Origin of the sequence: Advenella kashmirensis WT001 (assembly GCF_000219915.2) — a bacterium.
Classification (GTDB): domain Bacteria; phylum Pseudomonadota; class Gammaproteobacteria; order Burkholderiales; family Burkholderiaceae_B; genus Advenella; species Advenella kashmirensis.
Genome location: NC_017964.1, coordinates 1,098,259 through 1,118,837 on the forward strand (window position 1 = coordinate 1,098,259; position 20,579 = coordinate 1,118,837).

Consider the following 20,579-nt stretch of genomic DNA (forward strand, 5'->3'; position numbering starts at 1 on the left):
TGCGCTCAATAATTGAATGGAAACAAACACAATGGCTTCTTCCTCTTCATCTGTCAAGGTTGGTATTGTTGGTGGTACAGGTTACACCGGGGTAGAGCTGTTGCGCCTGCTGTCCGCGCATCCGAATGTTCGATTGCACGCCATCACCTCGCGCAAAGAGGAGGGCATGCAGGTTTCCACCATGTTCCCCAATCTGCGCGGCCATGTTGATCTGGCTTTTTCAACGCCTGAAAACGCTGCCCTGACCGAATGTGATGTGGTGTTTTTTGCAACCCCCCATGGTGTGGCCATGGCGCAGGCGCGCGAGCTTATCGACGCCGGCGTCAAAGTTATCGACCTGGCTGCAGATTTTCGTCTGCAGGATACGGCTGTATTTGAAAAATGGTACAAAATGCCCCATAGCTGCCCGGATATCCTGCGGGAAAGCGCCTATGGGCTGGTTGAATTGAATCGGGAGAATATTGCCGGCGCGAAGGTGATTGGCAATCCGGGGTGCTATCCCACCACGGTCATCCTGGGGCTGGCGCCGTTGTTGGAGAAAAAACTGGTGCATACCGGCAATATCATTGCCGATTGCAAATCAGGTGTTTCGGGTGCCGGACGCAAGGCCGAAGTGAGCACCTGTATTCTGAAGCGGGCGACAACTTCAAGGCATACGGAGTGGCCGGGCACAGACATCACCCGGAAATCACCGAGCAACTTACGGCACTGGCGGGCGAAGCGGTCAAGCTTACTTTCGTTCCCCATCTGGTGCCCATGATTCGCGGCATGTTGTCCACCATTTACGTCACAATCAAGGATGATGCCCTGGATACGGATTTCCAGGCCCTGTACGAAAGCCGTTACGCTAACGAACAGTTCGTGGATGTGATGCCGGCAGGCAGTCAGCCCGAAACCAGATCGGTGCGGGCCTCAAACACCCTGCGCATTGCCGTAAGCCGCCCGGATAATGGCAATCAGCTTATTATCATCGTAGTTCAGGATAATCTGGTCAAGGGCGCCGCCGGCCAGGCAGTGCAGAATATGAATCTGCTTTTCGGTTTGCCTGAGCAGGCAGGTCTGGGTGGCGTGGCCATTCTTCCCTGATCTGATTGATATGTCCATGATCGCGCGCGGTTTTCTGTTTCTTGTCGGCGTCACTTTGGGAGGCAGCGCTGCGTATTATTACACGCATAATATGATGCAGCGTGAAATGTTCAGTCAGAAGACAGAGCTGGCCGAGCAATTGTCTCATGCGCTGATGCAGGAAAAAATAAAGATGACCGAGCTGCAAAGCCGCCTGGATATCTCCGACACGCAGATGACCATGGATCGGGCGACGATTGCGGAGTATGAGAGCCAGGTCAAAAAGCTCCAGGACGATCTGGCACGCACATCCGAACAGCTGTCCTTTTATGATGAGCTGGTGCCGGCCGGCCCCCAGGGCGCGATCAGTGTGCGCGGCTTCGATGCGGTCGTAGAGGGGCGGCGTGTCCGCTTCAAGGTGCTGGTCTCCCGGCAGGCCCAGGCCGGTACGGTGTTCAAGGGCGAGCTCAAATTTACGGCAAGCGGCACCTTAAAGGGTGAAGCGGCCACTGTGGATTTGATTCCCGATACGGTCGAGCACGCCAGTACGGGTTCGGACAGTATTCCAGCGGTTACCGACTTGAAAAAACAAGCCCCGGCCCCAATATTAAAGCTGGATTTTGAAACCATTCAGCGAATCCAGGGTCTATTGATGTTCCCAGAGGGATTTGTTCCCAAAAAAATCACCATGCGTGTGCTCGAAGGCAAAACAGTGCGTGCGTCGCGCACGGCCGAATTGTCTCCCTGATTGCGCCATATGGTAAAATGAATTTCTGCTAACGGTGGCTGTATCCCACCAGGAGTCTAAAAATGAGTACTGTTCTCGAATCTGTTGATCTGCAAGCCCCACCCACCCCGTTGCTTTTTACTGAAGCGGCGGCTACAAAGGTAAAGGATCTGCTTATCGAAGAAGGCAATCCCGAGCTCAAACTGCGCGTTTTCGTGCAGGGCGGCGGCTGTTCCGGTTTCCAGTATGGCTTTACGTTTGACGAAGTGATCAACGAAGACGATACCACGATCGATAAAAACGGCGTGCAACTGCTGGTTGATCCCATGAGCTTTCAATATCTGGTTGGCGCCGAGATCGACTACAAGGAAGATATCGAGGGCTCACAATTTGTGATTCGTAACCCGAACGCGACCACAACCTGCGGCTGCGGTTCTTCGTTCTCGGTTTAAGCGCGAATAAACGGTCGCTTGGTATTGGCCGCAAGAGCGAATGCGTAGAAGTATTGGCTTGAACATATTTGCTGAAGGCATGGCTTAAAGATTTTTTCCCTAGCGGTTTATCCGTAAAGGTTTTCCTTGAAGACATTCCTTTAACATTTTCAAAACGCCCTTGCGCGGTACCCGGCAGAAGAGTCCGGCTTTCCTTTTTGGAATGCCGGATTTTTTTATTGGCCTGTTACCCGTAATCTACCTGCGTCTAGGCAGGGTACAGGCAGCCCAATATGGTTTTTTTGCGGGCGCCGGTTACCGATGGCGTGCCGGCGGGGTGGCCGGACAGAAAGGCATGAGCCAGCCAGGCAAAGGCCAGTGCCTCCATCGACTGGGATGCAATACCATGCGCATCGCTGGTACTCAAGTGCACGCCTGGCAGGCGGGACTGCAGATCTTCCAGCAGAGCCCGGTTACCGGTTCCTCCCCCGCATACAATCAGCGTCTGGCTATCGGCAGCATGGCGGCCGATAGCCTGGGCCACGGTTTGCGCCGTAAAGGCCCGCAATGTCGCCTGGACATCTTGCGGCGCCACGGCCTCAAATCCTGCAAGCCGAGTTTGCAGCCAGGCGTGATTGAACAGATCCCGTCCGGTGGATTTGGGTGGTGGCAAGGCCAGCCAGGGTTCGCTTTCAATTAGCGTGTCAAGAAGGGGCTGGTGCACGGTGCCGCCAGCCGACCATGCACCGTCCTTATCGTAAGATTCACCGGTATGGGCCAGGCACCACATATCCAGCAACACATTGGCCGGTCCGGTATCAAAGCCGGTCACGTCCTGTCCCGGACGCAGGATGCTGATGTTTGCAATACCGCCCAGGTTCAGGACGGTCACTGTCCGGTCGCTGGCAAAAATCGCCTCGTGAAAGGCCGGCACCAGGGCGCGCGCCTGACCGCCGGCGGCCACATCGCGGCTGCGAAAATCGGCCACGACCGCAATGCCGGTATTTTCTGCCAGACGGGCCGGGGCATTGAGCTGAATGGTAAAGCCCAGTTCAGGGCGATGCCTGACGGTTTGTCCGTGGGCACCGATGGCAGCGACCCGGCTGGCGGGCATTTGGGCCTGCGCCAGCAAATCAGCCACCACCAGGGCATACAAGTCTGCCAACTGGCAACTGGCAAGGCCGGCACGTTCCAGTTCGTTGTTGCCGGCACGATTCAAATCCAGCAATTGCGCTCTGAGGGCAGTTGGCATGGATCGCGAGGCCGATGCGACGATTTGCGGGGGGCCGGTATCGGAAAAGGCGGCCAGCACGCCGTCGGCGCCATCGGTGCTGGTGCCGGACATCAAGCCGATCAAATAGCGGGGTTCCTGTGCCTGAGTCATGAGCATCTGCCTGGCCGAAAAGGGTATAATTTAACATTGAAATTTGCGCAAAAGGGCGTTTATCGGCTTGGTTTTGTTGCCAATGTCCTTCTTTTACCCATCTGCCCGCGCCCAGGAATCAGAAAATCTATGTCAACACCCGAAACACCCCTTAGTCCGGAAGTGGAAAACGACCTGCAAACTGTTCTGCGCGGCTGCGACGAGCTGCTGGTTCAATCTGAATTTGCGGTCAAGTTGCAAAACAGCCGCAACACAGGCACGCCGTTGCGCATCAAGCTCGGCCTGGATCCCACCGCTCCCGATATTCACCTGGGGCACACCGTGGTGCTCAATAAAATGCGCCAGCTTCAGGATATGGGGCATAACGTTATCTTTCTGATCGGCGACTTCACCTCCATGATCGGCGATCCAAGCGGGCGCAATGCGACCCGTCCGCCGCTCACGCGCGAGCAGATCGAAGTCAATGCCAAAACCTATTATGAGCAGGCCAGCAAAGTGCTGGACCCGTCGCGTACCGAAGTGCGCTATAACTCCGAGTGGTGCGATCCGCTGGGCGCCCGCGGCATGATCCAGCTGGCTTCCCGCTATACGGTGGCCCGGATGATGGAACGCGATGACTTTACCAAGCGCTTCAAGGGGGGCATTCCCATTTCTGTCCATGAATTTCTGTATCCGCTTATGCAGGGCTATGACTCGGTTGCACTCAAGTCCGATCTGGAACTGGGCGGAACAGACCAGAAATTCAATCTGCTGGTGGGGCGCGAGTTGCAAAAGGAATATGGCCAGCCGGCCCAATGCATTCTGACGATGCCCTTGCTCGAAGGCCTGGACGGCGTCGAAAAAATGTCCAAGTCCAAGCACAATTACATCGGTATTACGGAAACGCCCGATTCCATGTTTGGCAAGCTCATGTCCATCTCCGATACATTAATGTGGCGTTATTATGAATTACTTTCATTCAAGTCGCTGCAGGACATTGCTACACTTGCGCAACAGGTCAAAGAGGGCAGAAATCCGCGCGATGTGAAGGTGGAGCTGGCGCAGGAAATCATTACGCGCTTTCACTCATCTGCAGACGCCGGCAACGCGCTGGCCAATTTCGAGGCGCGCTTTCGCGATGGCGTCATTCCAGACGACATGCCGGAAATCAATCTCGGGCCAGGCCCGCTTGGCATTCTGCGAATCCTGAAAGAAGCCGGTCTGGCCAGCTCCGGTACAGAGGCCGGGCGCAATGTGCAGCAGGGTGGGGTGCGGGTTGACTCCCAGCGTGTGGAAGACAAGAATCTGCAGCTGGAGGCCGGCACCTATGTGGTCCAGGTAGGCAAGCGCAAGTTCGCCCGGGTCACCGTCAGCGCCTGACGCCAAGCCGTGTATGCCCGCCTTTTGAGCCGGGCATATTGCGGTTTTGCAGGCGATAAAGGAACAGCAGGCAACATCGTTATCTTGCCTGGCGTTCATCCGCGCCACAAGCGCATTTTGATCTGTTTTTATTGTATTGAAGGGGATGTCATGAAAATCAGCAGCCAGTCATTTGAACACGAAAAAGCAATCGGGCCGGTCAATGCCTTCGCCAAACCGGATGCGCAGGCGCACATGATTCTGTCGGACAACAAAAACCCACATCTGGCCTGGACCGATGCACCGGAAGGCACGCGCTCATTCGTTATTCTGTGTGTAGACAAAGACGTACCAAGCAAGCCCGATGACGTCAATCAGGACGATCGCGAGGTGCCGGCCAGCCTGCCCCGCGTTGATTTCTATCATTGGGCGCTGGTCGATATTCCAGCTAACATCACCGAGATCGCCGAAGGCGAATTTTCCAACGGCGTGACGCCCAAGGGAAAAAGCGGCCCGCTGGCCGCCAAGGACATGCGCCAGGGTATTAATGACTTTACCAACTGGTTTGCCGGCGATCACGATATGAAAGGCGATTATTTCGGTTATGACGGCCCATGCCCGCCTTTTAACGATGCGCTGGTGCACCGCTATTATTTTACGGTCTATGCGCTGGATATCGATACATTGCCATTGACCGGCAGCTTTACCTGCGCCGACGTGGCCGAGGCCATCGCGCCCCATGTGCTGGACCAGGCCACGATCATGGGGCTGTATTCGCTGAATCCCAAAGTTTCCTTTTGAATTTTATCCAATTATCCGCTTTATATAGGACACGTTATGTTTGACCGCTCGCTAACTCTTGACAAGGTAGATCCTGAACTCTGGAGTGCCATCCAACAAGAAAATACCCGTCAGGAGCAGCACATCGAACTGATTGCTTCTGAAAACTACACCAGCCCGGCAGTCATGCAGGCGCAGGGCACGCAGCTGACCAACAAGTACGCAGAAGGTTATCCTGGCAAGCGCTACTACGGTGGCTGCGAATTCGTCGATATCGCTGAAGAGCTGGCTATCAAACGCCTGAAAGAACTGTTTGGCGCCGAAGCGGCCAACGTGCAGCCGAATTCCGGCTCACAGGCCAATCAGGGCGTGTACATGGCGGTGCTCAAGCCCGGTGACACTGTGCTGGGCATGAGCCTGGCAGAGGGCGGTCACCTGACGCATGGCGCATCGGTCAACGCATCGGGCAAGCTGTACAACTTCATCCCTTATGGGCTGGACGAAAATGAAGTGCTCAACTACGAACAGGTTGAGCAACTGGCCAAAGAGCACAAGCCCAAAATGATTGTGGCCGGCGCCTCTGCGTACTCCCTGACAATCGACTTCGAGCGCATGGCCAAAATTGCTCATGACAATGGTGCATACCTGATGGTCGACATCGCGCACTACGCAGGCCTGGTTGCCGGTGGTCAGTATCCGAATCCGGTTCCTCATGCCGACTTTGTCACTTCAACCACACACAAATCCCTGCGCGGCCCGCGCGGTGGCGTGATCATGATGAAAGCAGAGCACGAAAAAATCATCAACTCCGCCATCTTCCCTGGCATCCAGGGCGGTCCGCTTATGCATGTCATTGCCGGCAAGGCCGTGGCGTTCAAAGAGGCGCTCAGCCCCGAATTTGCCGACTATGCAAAACAGGTCGTGGCCAATGCCAAGGTGCTGGCCGATACGCTGGTCAAGCGCGGCTTGCGTATCGTTTCAGGCAAGACCGAAAGCCACGTCATGCTAGTGGACCTGCGCGCCAAGGCATTACCGGCAAGGTTGCCGAGGCCCGCCTGGGAGATGCGCATATCACCGTCAACAAGAACGCGATTCCGAACGATCCGGAAAAACCGTTCGTGACCAGCGGTATTCGCCTGGGAACGCCCGCCATGACCACCCGTGGTTTTACAGAAGCCGAGGCTGAACTGACTGCGAACCTGATTGCCGATGTCCTGGATAACCCGGATGATGAGGCAAACATCGCTGCTGTTCGTGCTAAAGTAAATGAACTTACAGCGCGCTTTCCGGTTTACAAATAAACCACGCGTTATCACAAAGCAATAACCTTATTGCCCGGCACAGGACTTTAGCAAGATGAAATGCCCGTTTTGTTCACACCACGATACACAGGTTATGGACTCGCGGGTATCCGAAGAGGGCGACACCATTCGTCGCCGTCGCCGCTGCCTTTCCTGTGACCGGCGCTTCACGACATACGAGCGTATCGAGCTGACCATGCCTGCCGTGGTCAAGCGCAATGGCACCCGGGCGGAGTTTGATCCGGCCAAGTTGCAGGCCAGCTTGCGTCTGGCATTGCGCAAACGTCCGGTTAGTACCGAATTGCTGGAGCGGGCGGTTGCTCGCATCCAGGAATCGCTGCTCAATTATCCCGAAAAAGAAGTCTCGACCGACTATATCGGCGAGCTGGTCATGAGCGAACTCAAGCAACTGGATCAGGTTGCCTATGTACGGTTTGCCTCGGTCTACAAAAGCTTTCAGGATATCGAAGAGTTTGTCAACGCCATCAAGGAAATGCAAAAGCCGGTCAAGCCGCATAATGGCGGCCGCCCGGATGCTGTCGATAATGCCTGAGGGGTTGTTGTGGTGTGGCGCAGCGCGCGCCGGCATGTGTTGGCGAGCACGCTGACTCTCTATCATCGGAACATTGGTTTATGAATGATCAGGACTATATGGATCGGGCACTGGCCCTGGCGCGCAGCGTCATGTTCAGCACCAGTCCCAATCCGCGCGTAGGCTGCGTGATCGTCAACCAGGACCGCATCCTGGGCGAAGGCGCCACCCAGCCGCCTGGCGGGCCGCACGCCGAGGTATGCGCCATCCGCGATGCACAGGCCAAGGGGCATGCACTGGCGGGATCAACCTTTTATGTCACGCTGGAGCCCTGCAGTCACTATGGCCGCACGCCACCGTGCGTGGATGCGCTGCTTGCGGTAAAACCTGCACGCGTTGTAGTTGCCGCCACAGATCCGAATCCGCTGGTCAGCGGGGCAGGTATTGAAAAATTGCAGGACGCTGGAATCACAGTTGAAATTGGCCTGGGACTTGAGCAGGCACTGGAAATCAACCCCGGTTTCGTATCGCGCATGAGCATACAGCGCCCCTGGGTTCGCGTGAAAATTGCCAGCTCGCTCGATGGCAAGGTGGCCCTGAACAATGGCCGCTCGCAATGGATTACCGGTGGCCAGGCGCGCGCCGATGGACACCATTGGCGCGCTCGTGCCTGCGTTATCCTGACCGGTTCGGGGACCGTGCGCGATGATGACCCGCAGCTGACCGTGCGTGATGTGCACACTCCCCGCAAACCCATTCGGGCCGTTATTGACAGCCAGTTTGCCATTGATGAAGAGGCCCGCCTGTTCGACGGCGACCCGGTATGGATTTTCGTGACCGAATACAACGTTGCCAAGGCCGAACGCCTGGCCGCGCGCAATGTGCGCGTTATTACCATCAACGAAAAAAACAAGCATGTGGACCTGAAGGCCGTGATGGCCTGGCTGGGGCAGCAGGACATCAATGAAGTGCATGTGGAAGCCGGTCCGGGTCTGAATGGCGCGCTGCTGCAGTCCGGGTGCGTGGACGAGTTGCTGGTCTATGTGGCACCGACAATTCTTGGTGATGCCCGCTCGGCAGTTGCGCATACACCGTTTAACGTGCTGGCCGACGCCTACCGTTTCGAGTTCTTCGATACTGCAGCCTGCGGCAAGGACATGCGCCTGCGGGCCAGATTGCCTACGCGCTGGAATCAATTACAATTGCAATCGGGCGGCACAAAGCCCAACATGGAGTAAACAATGTTCACAGGAATTATCAGCGGCGTTGGCCGTATCAGCCAGGTCAAACCGGCAGGCAACAGCGCCGATGACGGTGTGCATGTCACTATCGAGGCAAACAATTTCGATCTGTCCGGTATCGGCCTGGGCGACTCGATTGCCGTGCAGGGCGCCTGCATGACCGTCGTGTCATTGGACGACGGCGCCTTCCAGATCGACGTCTCGCGCGAAAGCCTGGATAAAACCACCGGGCTGGACAAAGTCGGCGAAGTGAACCTGGAACGCTCACTCAAACTGGGTGATTCCCTGGACGGCCATTTGGTGTCCGGGCACGTAGATGGCATGGGGCAGGTCACGCGCTTTGAACAAGTGGGCGAGTCGCACGAGTTATGCATTCAGGTGCCGGCAGCCTGTCAAAATACCTGGCTTACAAAGGCTCGGTTACGGTCAATGGCGTGAGCCTGACGGTCAACTCCGTTACCGACAACGCCGATGGCTGCGAGATCAGCATCAACATCATCCCGCATACGCTACAGGTAACAACACTTAAACACCTGCAAAAAGGGACAAAAGTGAACCTGGAAATCGATATGATTGCGCGTTATGTGGAAAGGATGCTAAAATAGCAGGCTAAATTGAGAACGGGTTGTTGAATAAACGCAATGGCCGCAGTGAGTTCTTGATGACAGGGTCGGTGGCCGAGTGGTTTATTAGGCCCGGTCTGCGGTAGAGTTCTAAAAAAATAGGGTCGGTGGCCGAGTGGTTCATTAGGCCCGGTTGCAGTAGAGTTCTAAAAAAATAGGGTCGGTGGCCGAGTGGCTGAAGGCGCACGCTTGGAAAGCGTGTATACGGTAACGTATCGGGGGTTCGAATCCCCCCCAACCCGCCAGCTTCATGTGTATTTAGTGATGTATAAACATATTTAACCCCGTAAATTCAATGGATTGCGGGGTTTTTTATTGCCTGATTGGGTTGTGTTGGGGTGTATAGGTATGCTTGAAGATGCCACAAATAGGGGGTACATTTGGGGGTATTAGCGAATGTCCCCAGTTGTACGATCCAGAGGATAATTAGATTTATTGCCAGCGGTAGGCTTGATTTGCCCCCTTGCATGGGATTATTTCGAAAAACGGGTTATCTGCGGGCTTCAATGGATAATCAAGCCTCGCGCGCGCGTACTGGTCGCGAAACGAAACCAAGGGGAAAGTTGATATCTAGCGTAATTTCGCGAGTTTGCCCACCCGCATTCAGTGTCACTGCGCAGGGCCCTCGCCGTATAGGTAACCCCACTGGGGGTAGCATAACGTGAGCCCCTTTGGAAACCTTATACCAGCCTATACCGATTGGGACTTCAAATATCGGGAATTCACCCAAAAATCCTTTACCTACACCCTACGAATTCGAATCAAAAACAACTCAAAACTGACTGCCAGCACTTTGTTGGAAAGTACCGTTGCTTATCATTCCGGGACAGGTATTTGACAGCAATAAACCTCCCTATAAATATCTAAGCATTGCTTAATGGTATCCGTTCGGATACAATATGGATATGCTGATAATTAACCAAACGTCCCAATTTCAGAAATGGTTTAAGGCGCTCAAAGATCTGCGTGCAAAAGCCAAAATAGCGATGCGGTTAAGACGAGCGGAGAACGGGAACTGGGGCGACTGTAAATCAGTAGGTGATGGCGTGTTTGAAATGCGCATTACTGAGGGCTAGGGCTATCGCATTTATTATGCAAGGCAAGGCGACATTGTTTATTTGTTGTTAAATGGCGGCGATAAATCTACCCAGGCAGAGGATATAGCCAGCGCCAAAGCTGTATGGACCAAAATTAACGAAGGTCTGAGATGACTACAATTACAAAATTTGATATTGCTGAGTATTTGGATAGTGAAGAAATGATAGCTGCCTATCTGAACGAGGCACTCAATGATGACGATCCGAATACTTTTCTGATGGCAATCGGAGATGTGGCAAAAGCCCGGGGGATGACGCAGATTGCCAAGGATGCAGGTTTAGGTAGGGAGAGTCTTTACAAGGCGCTTGCACCCAACGCCAAGCCACGATACGACACGATTATCAAACTTATACATTCTTTGGGTGTAAACCTTAGCGTTACCAGTCGGGATAAAACGACATCGACAGTCGGTTAAAGGGCACATGGCGGTTCTGCTCAAATTTGGGCGGTATTCTATGTATATAGTTTTCGAAGTCCCTAAAAGAATGTCTACATAAACCGCTTTTGAGACAGCATCACAGTGCATCGAGGCAAAAAAGGTTTTACCCACGTTTTACGGATCGCCGTTTGCAACGTCTGTGGTTGAACCGTTGTGACGATACGGTAAAACACCGCCCCTCCAATAGAGTTTGCGCCTCGGTAGAGTGGATGGGGCGGAGGGGGTTAAAAATCAAATTGGGGGTATATTTTGGGGTATTTCGAAATTTAGAACAGCCAAAAGCTTTTATTTATACGGCCTGCGGGCAACAATATGGATGCCCCCAACCGCCAAAATTTATATACGCTAGTTTATCCGTATAGGCAATAAAAAACCCCTTAAATTCAATGAATTACGGGGTTTTTTATTGCCTGTTTGCTCTTTCTGGACTACAGGTATATCAGAAGAGAGCTCACTTACATCAATGCTCCATTGAGCAAGTCATGACCTATCTATTTCCCGCCACCCGTCGCATGAACGACATAGGCCGCGATGGCATCCCTGGATGCGTCGTCCAGGGAGTCGGCATAGGACGGCATCACGCCCATGCCTTCTTGCAAGACCTTTTTAATGCGTGCTGCATCGGGTTTCAGCTCATCAAGATCGGGGCCGATGGTTCCGGCTGAGCCCGCGTCCTGCAGGGTATGGCATACGGCACAGGCAGGCGCTGCATTCGACAAGAACAGGGCTTTGCCCTTCTCCAGATCAGCGTCAGCGGCAAAACTGGCGCCTGCGACGCCCATCCATAAAACGGCCGTCGCGGCCGACAATACAACGTGCTTCATTTCTTTCCTTAGGCGACTTTGATAGAGACCATGTGGTCGCGCCAGCTATTGTTGATATAACCGCGATTATTTTCGCGACGTGCTTCGGGCTGGGTGTCGCCCGCCTCGTTGGTGGCCCGGCAGGCCAGCTCGTGCGTACCAGCAGCCAGGTCGGCGCTGAACACAAATTCACGCCAGGCGTACTTACCCAGGTCAGGTCCGACAAACTCGGCTTTCTGCCAATCTTTGCCGCCATTGACGGAGACTTCGATGGATTTGGCCGCGGTCATTCCGCCCATGGCAATGCCGCTGATCTGCACACGTCCGGCAGCAACGGTTTGCTCCGGATCGGACGGAAAGTTGATCCAGGATTTGACCGGTAGTTCCCAAATGGATTCGTCCTTGGGACTGGGTTTTTCGCCTACCGCCGTCCAGCGATAGCTGGTCTGTTGTATTTTGGCGGGGGACTGCTCTTTGGTAAATGCCAGTTGCTTGATGTATTTGATGGAGTTCACGCCGGTATAGCCGGGCACGATGATGCGTAAGGGGCCGCCGTGCGCCAATGGCAGAGCCTCGCCATTGATTTCCCATGCCAGGATGGCGTCTTCAATGGCCGAAATCGGTACCGAGCGCTCGACCCGGATGGTATTGGGATCCAGGCCTTGCGGAATCGGTTCGCCACCCGTGCTGGTCATGTAAACCATGCCTTCGCTCATGCCGCCCACGGCCTCCAGCAGCGCTTTGACCGGCACGCCGGTAAAAACGACGCAGCCGGCGGCGCCCACGGTCCATTGCGTACCGCTGGGTTTATGGGGAAACCAGGCTCGGCCGTTGCCGGAACACTGCAGGACCATCGGCACGGCCGCCAGGCCCAGCGTTTTGAGCTCGGCCACGGTAAAGCTGCGAGGCTTGGCAACGCCGCTGACTTCAAGCGTCCAGCTGTCGGGCTCTTTCATCATACTGGCGTCGGTTGGCGGCGCCACGTTATTGCGCACGAACAGGCGATTGGTTGGCGTAATGACGCTGCTTCCAAAGGCCGTTCGCTTGGTTTCTATTGTGTTCGCACTGTGGACGATCATGCTGTCGGCATCTTTCCAACTGGCATAGCTTGGTAAAGACTTGGGTGCTGTGCCGCCAGCGCCGGGGTCCGGCTTGCCAAGGTCGGCGCGGGCTACGCCGGCCAGTCCCGCCATTGCGGCGATGCTGCCTGTTGAAATCAGCATCTGGCGTCGGCCTGAGTTAGTCAGTTTTTCCATATTATCTCCCTGGTAGGTTGGCTCTGTTCTTTATATCTGTGAGTCATATCTTTATACGAACATCATATCATAAATGAAATATAGACCGCGCAACGATAAAGTGTTGCGCCTACGCAATGGGATGTGGGGAAATGGATAGTTGCCAGGTACTTCAGCCCATTACTGAGCATTTCATGATTCTTTGCTCAATATCCTAAGTTTTTTCCAAGCGCTTTTGTCAGCTTAGCGATGGAGGTTTCTGAAGAAGCCGGGCCATGCTTGGCAAATTTGCGGGTCTATGCGGGCAGGGTGGAGCCGCTACATTGCAGCATGGTAAAGATGGTGCACCGTGAGAGGACTTTTTAATGGCAAATGCAAAAAATCATTTATTCGTATTGAAATAATTCCTGGTTCCTGTTTTGCCATGAATATTTTCAATTGGGCACGAACGTTTACAGGTGTTGCAAAGTCGCGATGGTATAAAAATTTAAGAGCAGGTTTGATGCCTGGATTTTAAAAAAAAGGACCATTTATGACTCATAAACTCAAAACATTCGCGGGCTTGCTTCTATGTGCTGGATTGGCAGCATGTTCAACGTCAAATGAAAACAGCAAGGACTTGTCGCAACAAACGGTCGAATACAGCTGCGGTCAGGGCAACACCCAGCCGGTAAGCGTCCAGTACACTTTCCAGGGCGAAGAGCCACTGGCTGCTAAAGTGGTTTATGCCAACCAGGCGATGGAGCTCACACGTGCCACCACCAGCAATGCCGACATGGTAGGCAATACATTCCGTGGAAATGGATATACGTGGACCACCGACAAATTCACACGTGAAAACGTAGGTTCAGTTGACGGGAAAATGCTTACCCAGGACGCGCGACAGGGCGGAATGGGTCAGGCTTCCACCGTAGGCAATGTGCTTGTCAAGGATTGCCAGGTCAAAGGCTAAACCGCGTTATTATTTGTCGTCAATCCGATGTGTTAGGATACCTGAATCGGATCTTGACTTGTCTGCCATGCCCATCCAACAAGATCGGCATGGCACTTTTTCTTGATCATTAAGCTGGAGCACCCGCCAATTGGGGTTTCCCATCTGGCAGCTCGCGAATAAATGTTTGTGGCGTGATTACAGGCAATATGATGGGTACCCCCAAACCGCCAGTGCTTTGGCGTATATCTGAAGAATAAATAATAAATAATAAATAATAAATAATAAATAATGAATAAATCTGGATTGATTCTGAAACAGGCCTGTTTGTGCCGTGTTTTGTCACTATTGTGTCGTTGGTGAGAAACTGCTTCACATACTGCAATCAAATCAACATGCCGCATCCCTTGCCTATAGGCCTTTGCTGTTGTCGTCCGGTGCTCGCCTCATCTATCGGGTTGGCTACCTACATCGGATCGGCCCTGTCTATGAAATTGCGACGGGATGAATTTGCACGCGACTTATTATCACGATAAAACGTAAAATCAAGGCAACGCTGTGACGTAATAACCAAGAGCATCTGGTTCTCCAGACTGAAGTTATCGTGCTTTTGAGATGAGCGCCTTCTTCATTCGCAGTTCATTCAGGCTGACGGCTGTAATGTTATCAATCCATCCTTTGCCCGTACACCAGGAACATATGAATACTTCTATCAATGAACCCCAGGCGGTATCCAATCCCGTAACCCGTAACGCAATATTCATCGTTGCAACCATAGCTCAAGACAGCGAGCATCTTGAGACGGTGCGCGCCTGGTGCGAAGATGTGGAAGGCCTGGTGCGTTCAGTGGGTACACGATTTCCGGCAAGCGGGTTAAGCTGTGTTTGCGGATTTGGCTCCGATGCATGGGATCGGCTGTTTGGCCAGCCGCGGCCAATGCAATTGCATCCTTTCAAGGCCATCGGATCGGGAGAGCGGATAGCCGTGTCCACGCCTGGAGATCTGCTACTGCATATTCGCGCCGACGAAATGGATATGTGTTTCGAGCTTGCTACTCAATTGATCTCAAAACTTGGCGATGCCGTGACGGTGATCGACGAAGTACACGGATTCCGTTATTTCGATCAGCGTGCCATCATCGGCTTTGTCGATGGCACTGAAAACCCCACAGGCCGAGAGGCCGAAGACTACACCGTTATCGGGGACGAGGATCAAACGTTTGCTGGTGGCAGTTACGTATTGGTGCAAAAATACCTGCACGATATGAACGCCTGGAATGCGCTTACTGTTGAGCAGCAGGAAAAGGTCATCGGCCGCAGCAAATTTGCCAATATTGAGCTTGACGAAGACGTCAAACCGACCAATTCCCACAGCGCACTGACGACCGTAGAAGAAAACGGACGCGAATTGAAGATCATCAGAGACAACATGCCTTTTGGCAGACCGGGAATGGGTGAGTTTGGCACTTACTTTGTTGGCTATGCGCGTACGCCGAGTATCATCGAAACCATGCTGGAAAATATGTTTGTCGGACGTCCTGCCGGCAACTACGATCGGTTACTCGATTTTAGCCGCGCTGTCACCGGTACTTTGTTTTTTGTCCCATCCGTCACGCTGCTTGAGTCGCTCGCTTCATGCAAGCCGGTCGAAACAGAAAGCGTGCAGGCTTCACCTGTTTAATCAGTTTTCATTTGCGTTGCTCACCGTTGTGCAGGAGGTCCTATGACTACTAAAAGACGTGAGGTACCGGGCATACGCCCCTACGATGCGCCGGCTGGCGGCTGGGGGGCACTCAAGGCAACCGCTGTTGCTGTCCGAACGCAAATGGATATGATGGAAGCGCCCGTCACGCTGATGCGGACTAACCAGCCAATGGGCTTTGATTGCCCCGGCTGTGCATGGCCGGACAAAGAGCATCGCTCCACGTTCCAATTTTGTGAGAATGGTGCAAAAGCGGTGACCTGGGAGGCAACGAAAAAACGCGTTACTGCAGATTTTCTGGCGCAGAATACAGTGACCTCGCTGCTAAAAAAAACCGATTATGAATTGGAAAATTATGGTCGCCTGACGCAACCGTTATCCTATGACCGTGAAACGGACATATTGCGCCCAGTAAGCTGGGAGGCTGCGTTTGAGCGTATCGGTACGGTTCTGCGCGGGTTATCGCCCAACCAGGTAGAGTTCTATACCTCTGGCCGGGCGTCCAACGAAGCAGCCTATCTTTTTCAGCTTTTTGCCCGTGAGTTTGGTACGAACAACTTTCCAGACTGCTCCAATATGTGCCATGAAGCGACCAGCGTGGGATTGCCACGCTCGATCGGAATAGGCAAAGGAACAGTATCGCTGGACGATTTTGACGACACCGAACTGATTATCTCAATTGGTCATAATCCCGGCACTAATCACCCGAGGATGATGGGCACGCTACATGAGGCTTCACGGCGGGGCGTACCCATTGTCGTTCTGAATCCATTGAAAGAAAGAGCGCTGGAGCGCTTTACCGATCCCCAGAACGTGGTCGAGATGGCAACATACAGTTCGACCAGAATTGCGTCATCGTATTATCAGGTGAAATCAGGTGGAGACACGGCGGCGCTCAAAGGCATCATGAAAGCGCTTTTGGCATTGGATGAGACAGATCCGGATGTCATTGACCACGACTTTATAGCAGAGCACACACATGGATTTGCTCAGTTCTCTGACGATCTGCGTGACACGTCCTGGGAAAGGATAGAGAAAGAGAGCGGTTTGCCGCGTACCGACCTGGAGCAAGTGGCAGTCGCCTATGCCAAATCCCGGGCGACAATCGTCTCCTATGGCATGGGCATTACACAGCACAATAAAGGTACGGCGAATGTTCGTTTGATTGCCGATTTGCTTCTGATGCGCGGCAATTTTGGTAAACCGGGGGCAGGCATTTGCCCATTGCGTGGACATTCCAATGTGCAGGGCAATCGCACTGTCGGCATCACCGAAAAGCCGTCAAGCCAGTTTCTGCAGAATATTGAAGAGGTATTCGGATTTGCGCCTCCTCAAGAGCATGGGCATGATTCGGTAAGAGCAATGCAGGCGATGATTGAGGGAAAATCAAAAGCACTGATTTGTCTGGGTGGAAACTTCGCCGTTGCATTGCCGGATTCCGAACAGTCGTTTCAGGCAATGAAGCAACTGGACTTGAGCGTACACATCGGTACAAAACTGAATCGTTCGCATCTGCTTGTGGCCAAAGAAACCTGATACTTCCATGCCTGGGTCGTACTGAACTTGATATTCAGGCAGGCGAGCGACAGTCCGTAACCGTAGAGGATTCCATGTCCATGGTGCATGCCTCATCGGGCAAGTTAAAACCGGCCTCCGAGTTTCTTAAATCTGAGCCGGCCATTATCGCCGGTATGGCCATGGCCACGTTGCCGCAAAGCAAGGTGCTGTGGCAGGATCTGGTAAGCAACTACGATGCCATTCGTGATTTGATCGAGAAAACCATTCCCGGTTTTGATAACTACAATAAGCGAATCAGAATTCCCGGCGGATTTCGCATGCCATTGCCGCCCACGGAGCGCAAGTGGCCAACAGAAACAGGCAAGGCGATGTTTTCTGTATTCAGAGGCGTCAGCGAGGACGCCAAAGTAGAGGGTCATGATGTATTGCGTCTTATCACGCTGCGTAGCCATGACCAATACAACACCACCGTATATGCGCTGGATGACCGCTACAGAGGGGTATTCGGGCGCAGAGATGTGTTGTTCATGAATGACATTGATCTGGAACAGCAAGGCCTGGAACATGGTGATCTTGTCGATATTGAAACCGTCGTTTCTGCAAGAAAGCTCAGCATGACAGGCATTACCGTGATTGCCTACGACATTGCGCCCGGCTCGGTCGGCGCCTACTATCCCGAAGCCAATGTGCTCGTACCACTGGATTATTTTGATCAGGATAGCGGGACACCGTCTTACAAATCAGTTCCGGTAAGGGTTACACGTAGCGCCAAACAAAATCATTTGCTATGAGCGAGATCACTACCTTGAGCTTAAGACTTCATGAGGTTGTGTCAAAGCATGGCTAAGACACTCTCATGAACGATGCATCTCGAAAAATGAATTACTTCTCAATTTTTTTTAACCGAAGCTTATGCCACCTTACTCAAATTTCGAAGAAGAAACCTCCACCAGCGCATGCCTGTTTTGCGCAATTGCAAACAGGAAGGCTCCTGCGCATATCGTGTACGAAGATCATGACTTTCTGGCTTTCCTGGATATCAATCCCATACGACCAGGGCATGTGCAACTTATCCCATGCACGCATCATGCCTATTTCGACGATCTCTCTTCGGACCTCGCTGCCCGCATGATGCAGCTTGGACAGCGGCTTGCCAGGGCCATGAAGGCTGTTCACAAAGTAGAGCGTGTCGGTTTTGTTTTCACCGGCAGCGATATTGCCCATGTACATGCGCATCTGGTGCCTTTAATCGGCCATGCGGACATCACTTCAACGGCATATATTGAGCAAAAGGATCTTCGCTTTGTTAATGCGCCGCAGGCTTCCTGGGACGAGCTAATCGGGCAGGCCGAGCTACTGAAGAGCACTCTGGCAGTTTAATAATATCAGTGTTTTTCAGTGTGGCACGCGGGCAAGTAACAACAGGGAATTGATTTTTTCAGCCGCGAGGCCAATGTCATATCGAAGCTGGCCAACTTATGCGGCCAGCTTCGTCTCTCTACTAAAGCACTCGGGGCAGCATCTGTGTGATGTTTTATCTGCCCTCGTGCGCTTGGTCAGGCGCCGTTGCGCAACATAACCGCAGACCGGCTTGTTCCGCGTTTCCAGCGAACAATATCGATCATAATGAACGCCAGCAAGCTAATGCCCATCAAGGGCAAGGCATAGCCCAGCAGGGCAGCTATTACAACTGAAATTGCTTTGAGCGATGCCGGCAAACTCGTCCACGCAGCAACAAGCGTTCTTGCCGGATGGGGGCCGAAGGCCGCCGGTCTGCGCAGCCACCACATGCGATACCCCAGCCCGATCATCACGCAAAGTCCGACTCCGAAAGCGATCAGCAACAGTTGGTTGGGCAGGCCGAAAAGTATGCCCATATGTGCATCCACACCCCATCGTGTCAGTTTTGCGACCAAAGGAAAGGTATTGAATTCTGTCCGATCAACGATACTGAAATCTCGCGGATTGACGGCAACGGCATCAACCTGTGTGGGCCAGCGGCGATCAACTTCCGTAACCGTCCAGGTTTTGCCGGCCTCTTTGGGCGCGCGAATCTCTATCATACCGGCACGGATGCCGGCCTCTCTGGCTGCGGCAACGACCCGTGGCCAGTCTTGCGCTGACTGTGTTGTGCCCGCCATGGTGGCATGGTGTTCCGCATGCGGGTCTGCATGCATGGCCTGCGTGTCCTGGGCCAGTGTGGTGTTAACCTGCGGCGTAAGCCATCCCATATTGGTGCGCAATTGGTTGATGTTGTCGCCGGCCCAGCGTGACCAGGTCAGGCCCGTCACCGACACAAAGATCAGCCCCGCAAACAGCACCAGGCCCAGCGTGGCGTGCCAATGGCGATTTTTCAGGAACGTACTTTCTTTTCTTGCGCTCTTGCGTGCTGTCCGGGTGCTGAACCAAAGCAGTAGCCCGCCAAGTGCCGCAACCCACAACCAGGATGCAGCCAGTTCGCTATAGTTCCGGCCCAGATCGCCCAGCAACAGGGACCGATGGGCCTTGTCCAGCCATAAGCGAATGGGCAGCACGCCGCTGGTGCCATAGACCATCATGTCGCCTTTTATCTGAAGGGTATAGGGATCGACAAAAATGGCCCTGGACTCGGACGCCCCGTAACTGGCGTCGGCAAATTGCACGCGTGTCGTACTGCTTGCCTCGGGTGCGGGCCTGACCGCATAGATTCTCGCTTGCGGGCCCATATGGTTTTGCGCGGCTTCAATTTGTGCCGACAGTGGTCTGGCGGTTCCTTGGGGCTTGACATAAAGAGCGTCGGCATAAATGGCATTTTCAAGTTGCGGCGTCAATACGTACAGCGTCCCGGTTAATGCCGCCACGAATATGAAGGGTGCAATAAACAGACCAACATAAAAATGAATCCTGCGCAGAAGGTGCATTGCCGCCGTCCTGGCGGGTATGTGTGTTGAGTGTGACATAAAGAGGTACTCTTATTGGTGATTGTGGCTGTGACCGCCTTGCAAGGATCGGGCCGTGGCCTGGATTTGCATGTGCGTGCGATGGCCGTCGTTATCTTCGAAAGTGAGCGTCATAGGGACAATGTCTATTGCCTTGATCTGCTTTTTCAGACCGATCAGCATGATGTGATAGCCACCGGGCTTGAGGGCTACCGGTTTACCGGCAACCAGAATCAGCTCCGGAATCTGGCGCATTTTCATGATGTCATTCTCCATTGTCATCTTGTGCAGTTCGACATGTTCGGCGACAGGCGAGGCGGCGCTCACCAGTTTGCGGTCCACTTGCGCGGTCAGGAGCATGAACGCGCCAGTGCTGGTCTGCTGAGGGACAGTGGCACGCACCCAGGGATCGTCTACCTGGACTTGTGCATGATTGACTTGCGCATAAGATGCCGATGCGATCATTAATGTAGAGAGCAGGGCAGCAATTGAATGGCTAAATATTGACATAACG

The 20,579-nt window shown here is 53.5% G+C and carries 16 protein-coding genes, 1 tRNA gene and 4 pseudogenes; 16 read left to right on the forward strand and 5 right to left on the reverse strand.

The genetic code is table 11. The features are described 5' to 3' along the window. The first annotated feature begins 31 nt into the window (after positions 1-31). The 3 genes and pseudogenes from argC to erpA all read left to right on the forward strand — a co-directional run bounded on the left by argC (position 32) and on the right by erpA (position 2,244). Positions 32-1,086, forward strand: a pseudogene (argC, locus tag TKWG_RS05145) (N-acetyl-gamma-glutamyl-phosphate reductase). Beyond that, the gene (locus tag TKWG_RS05150) at positions 1,064-1,813 is read left to right on the forward strand and encodes a DUF6776 family protein (protein ID WP_014749817.1); all 750 of its coding nucleotides are present in this window, start codon (positions 1,064-1,066) and stop codon (positions 1,811-1,813) included. The pseudogene argC and the gene TKWG_RS05150 overlap by 23 nt, the downstream one beginning before the upstream one ends. A 62-nt stretch (positions 1,814-1,875) precedes the next feature. Then, positions 1,876-2,244 (forward strand): iron-sulfur cluster insertion protein ErpA, encoded by a 369-nt coding sequence (gene erpA / locus TKWG_RS05155; protein ID WP_014749818.1) that lies wholly within the window; start codon positions 1,876-1,878, stop codon positions 2,242-2,244. 247 nt (positions 2,245-2,491) lie between these two features. Here erpA and TKWG_RS05160 read toward each other — a convergent pair whose 3' ends face one another. After that, positions 2,492-3,607 (reverse strand): anhydro-N-acetylmuramic acid kinase, encoded by a 1,116-nt coding sequence (locus TKWG_RS05160; protein ID WP_014749819.1) that lies wholly within the window; start codon positions 3,605-3,607, stop codon positions 2,492-2,494. Positions 3,608-3,736: 129 nt separating this feature from the next. Between TKWG_RS05160 and tyrS the strand changes: the two genes are divergently transcribed. From tyrS to TKWG_RS05205, 9 genes and pseudogenes are all read left to right on the forward strand, one after another. Beyond that, complete coding sequence (gene tyrS / locus TKWG_RS05165) at positions 3,737-4,966, forward strand: tyrosine--tRNA ligase (RefSeq protein WP_014749820.1); 1,230 nt, start codon at positions 3,737-3,739, stop codon at positions 4,964-4,966. A 150-nt stretch (positions 4,967-5,116) separates the two neighbouring features. Continuing rightward, positions 5,117-5,746: a YbhB/YbcL family Raf kinase inhibitor-like protein gene (locus TKWG_RS05170; RefSeq protein WP_041709880.1), complete on the forward strand. Its 630-nt coding sequence runs from the start codon at positions 5,117-5,119 to the stop codon at positions 5,744-5,746. A gap of 36 nt (positions 5,747-5,782) precedes the next feature. Further along, positions 5,783-7,026 (forward strand): annotated as a pseudogene (gene glyA / locus TKWG_RS05175) (serine hydroxymethyltransferase). Positions 7,027-7,081: 55 nt separating this feature from the next. Then, positions 7,082-7,579, forward strand: coding sequence for a transcriptional regulator NrdR (gene nrdR / locus TKWG_RS05180; RefSeq protein WP_014749822.1), 498 nt, complete (start codon positions 7,082-7,084; stop codon positions 7,577-7,579). A gap of 80 nt (positions 7,580-7,659) precedes the next feature. Continuing rightward, positions 7,660-8,796: a bifunctional diaminohydroxyphosphoribosylaminopyrimidine deaminase/5-amino-6-(5-phosphoribosylamino)uracil reductase RibD gene (ribD, locus tag TKWG_RS05185; RefSeq protein ID WP_014749823.1), complete on the forward strand. Its 1,137-nt coding sequence runs from the start codon at positions 7,660-7,662 to the stop codon at positions 8,794-8,796. Positions 8,797-8,799: 3 nt separating this feature from the next. Further along, a pseudogene (locus tag TKWG_RS05190) lies at positions 8,800-9,404 on the forward strand (riboflavin synthase). Positions 9,405-9,579: 175 nt separating this feature from the next. Then, positions 9,580-9,667 (forward strand) — tRNA-Ser (locus TKWG_RS05195). 660 nt (positions 9,668-10,327) lie between these two features. Beyond that, the gene (locus TKWG_RS25825) at positions 10,328-10,498 is read left to right on the forward strand and encodes a type II toxin-antitoxin system RelE/ParE family toxin (protein WP_264300295.1); all 171 of its coding nucleotides are present in this window, start codon (positions 10,328-10,330) and stop codon (positions 10,496-10,498) included. Positions 10,499-10,629: 131 nt separating this feature from the next. Beyond that, positions 10,630-10,935 carry an addiction module antidote protein gene (locus tag TKWG_RS05205; protein WP_014749827.1) on the forward strand — a complete coding sequence of 102 codons (306 nt, stop codon included), beginning with the start codon at positions 10,630-10,632 and terminating at the stop codon, positions 10,933-10,935. A 515-nt stretch (positions 10,936-11,450) separates the two neighbouring features. Here TKWG_RS05205 and sorB read toward each other — a convergent pair. After that, positions 11,451-11,783, reverse strand: coding sequence for a sulfite:acceptor oxidoreductase SorB (gene sorB / locus TKWG_RS05210; RefSeq protein ID WP_014749828.1), 333 nt, complete (start codon positions 11,781-11,783; stop codon positions 11,451-11,453). Between the two features lie 8 nt (positions 11,784-11,791). After that, positions 11,792-13,018, reverse strand: a complete 1,227-nt coding sequence (sorA, locus tag TKWG_RS05215) for a sulfite:acceptor oxidoreductase SorA (RefSeq protein WP_014749829.1) — start codon at positions 13,016-13,018, stop codon at positions 11,792-11,794. A gap of 511 nt (positions 13,019-13,529) precedes the next feature. On the opposite strand from sorA, the gene TKWG_RS05220 reads away from it, so the two are divergent. From TKWG_RS05220 to TKWG_RS05240, 4 genes and pseudogenes are all read left to right on the forward strand, one after another. After that, positions 13,530-13,949, forward strand: coding sequence for an ACP-like domain-containing protein (locus tag TKWG_RS05220; RefSeq protein WP_014749830.1), 420 nt, complete (start codon positions 13,530-13,532; stop codon positions 13,947-13,949). A gap of 678 nt (positions 13,950-14,627) precedes the next feature. Continuing rightward, a complete protein-coding gene (locus TKWG_RS05230; RefSeq protein ID WP_014749832.1) occupies positions 14,628-15,608 on the forward strand; it encodes a Dyp-type peroxidase in 981 nt (326 codons plus the stop codon). Positions 15,609-15,650: 42 nt separating this feature from the next. Next, a pseudogene (locus TKWG_RS05235) lies at positions 15,651-17,938 on the forward strand (FdhF/YdeP family oxidoreductase). Positions 17,939-18,059: 121 nt separating this feature from the next. Next, positions 18,060-18,527 carry an HIT family protein gene (locus TKWG_RS05240; protein WP_014749833.1) on the forward strand — a complete coding sequence of 156 codons (468 nt, stop codon included), beginning with the start codon at positions 18,060-18,062 and terminating at the stop codon, positions 18,525-18,527. 176 nt (positions 18,528-18,703) lie between these two features. Here the strand turns inward: TKWG_RS05240 and TKWG_RS05245 are convergent, their stop codons facing one another. Beyond that, a complete protein-coding gene (locus TKWG_RS05245; RefSeq protein ID WP_014749834.1) occupies positions 18,704-20,047 on the reverse strand; it encodes a PepSY-associated TM helix domain-containing protein in 1,344 nt (447 codons plus the stop codon). A gap of 51 nt (positions 20,048-20,098) precedes the next feature. Then, a complete protein-coding gene (locus TKWG_RS05250; RefSeq protein ID WP_014749835.1) occupies positions 20,099-20,575 on the reverse strand; it encodes a copper chaperone PCu(A)C in 477 nt (158 codons plus the stop codon). Positions 20,576-20,579 lie beyond the last annotated feature (4 nt).

Excerpts from the sequence above, each read along its gene's own strand:
- erpA (WP_014749818.1), top strand. The coding sequence starts at position 1,876 with ATGAGTACTGTTCTCGAATCTGTTGATCTGCAAGCCCCACCCACCCCG.
- TKWG_RS05170 (WP_041709880.1), top strand. The coding sequence starts at position 5,117 with ATGAAAATCAGCAGCCAGTCATTTGAACACGAAAAAGCAATCGGGCCG.
- TKWG_RS05160 (WP_014749819.1), bottom strand. The coding sequence starts at position 3,607 with ATGACTCAGGCACAGGAACCCCGCTATTTGATCGGCTTGATGTCCGGC.
- sorB (WP_014749828.1), bottom strand. The coding sequence starts at position 11,783 with ATGAAGCACGTTGTATTGTCGGCCGCGACGGCCGTTTTATGGATGGGC.
- TKWG_RS05245 (WP_014749834.1), bottom strand. The coding sequence starts at position 20,047 with ATGCACCTTCTGCGCAGGATTCATTTTTATGTTGGTCTGTTTATTGCA.
- tyrS (WP_014749820.1), top strand. The coding sequence starts at position 3,737 with ATGTCAACACCCGAAACACCCCTTAGTCCGGAAGTGGAAAACGACCTG.
- TKWG_RS05240 (WP_014749833.1), top strand. The coding sequence starts at position 18,060 with ATGCCACCTTACTCAAATTTCGAAGAAGAAACCTCCACCAGCGCATGC.
- sorA (WP_014749829.1), bottom strand. The coding sequence starts at position 13,018 with ATGGAAAAACTGACTAACTCAGGCCGACGCCAGATGCTGATTTCAACA.
- TKWG_RS05230 (WP_014749832.1), top strand. The coding sequence starts at position 14,628 with ATGAATACTTCTATCAATGAACCCCAGGCGGTATCCAATCCCGTAACC.
- TKWG_RS05220 (WP_014749830.1), top strand. The coding sequence starts at position 13,530 with ATGACTCATAAACTCAAAACATTCGCGGGCTTGCTTCTATGTGCTGGA.
- TKWG_RS05250 (WP_014749835.1), bottom strand. The coding sequence starts at position 20,575 with ATGTCAATATTTAGCCATTCAATTGCTGCCCTGCTCTCTACATTAATG.
- ribD (WP_014749823.1), top strand. The coding sequence starts at position 7,660 with ATGAATGATCAGGACTATATGGATCGGGCACTGGCCCTGGCGCGCAGC.
- TKWG_RS05205 (WP_014749827.1), top strand. The coding sequence starts at position 10,630 with ATGACTACAATTACAAAATTTGATATTGCTGAGTATTTGGATAGTGAA.
- nrdR (WP_014749822.1), top strand. The coding sequence starts at position 7,082 with ATGAAATGCCCGTTTTGTTCACACCACGATACACAGGTTATGGACTCG.
- TKWG_RS25825 (WP_264300295.1), top strand. The coding sequence starts at position 10,328 with ATGCTGATAATTAACCAAACGTCCCAATTTCAGAAATGGTTTAAGGCG.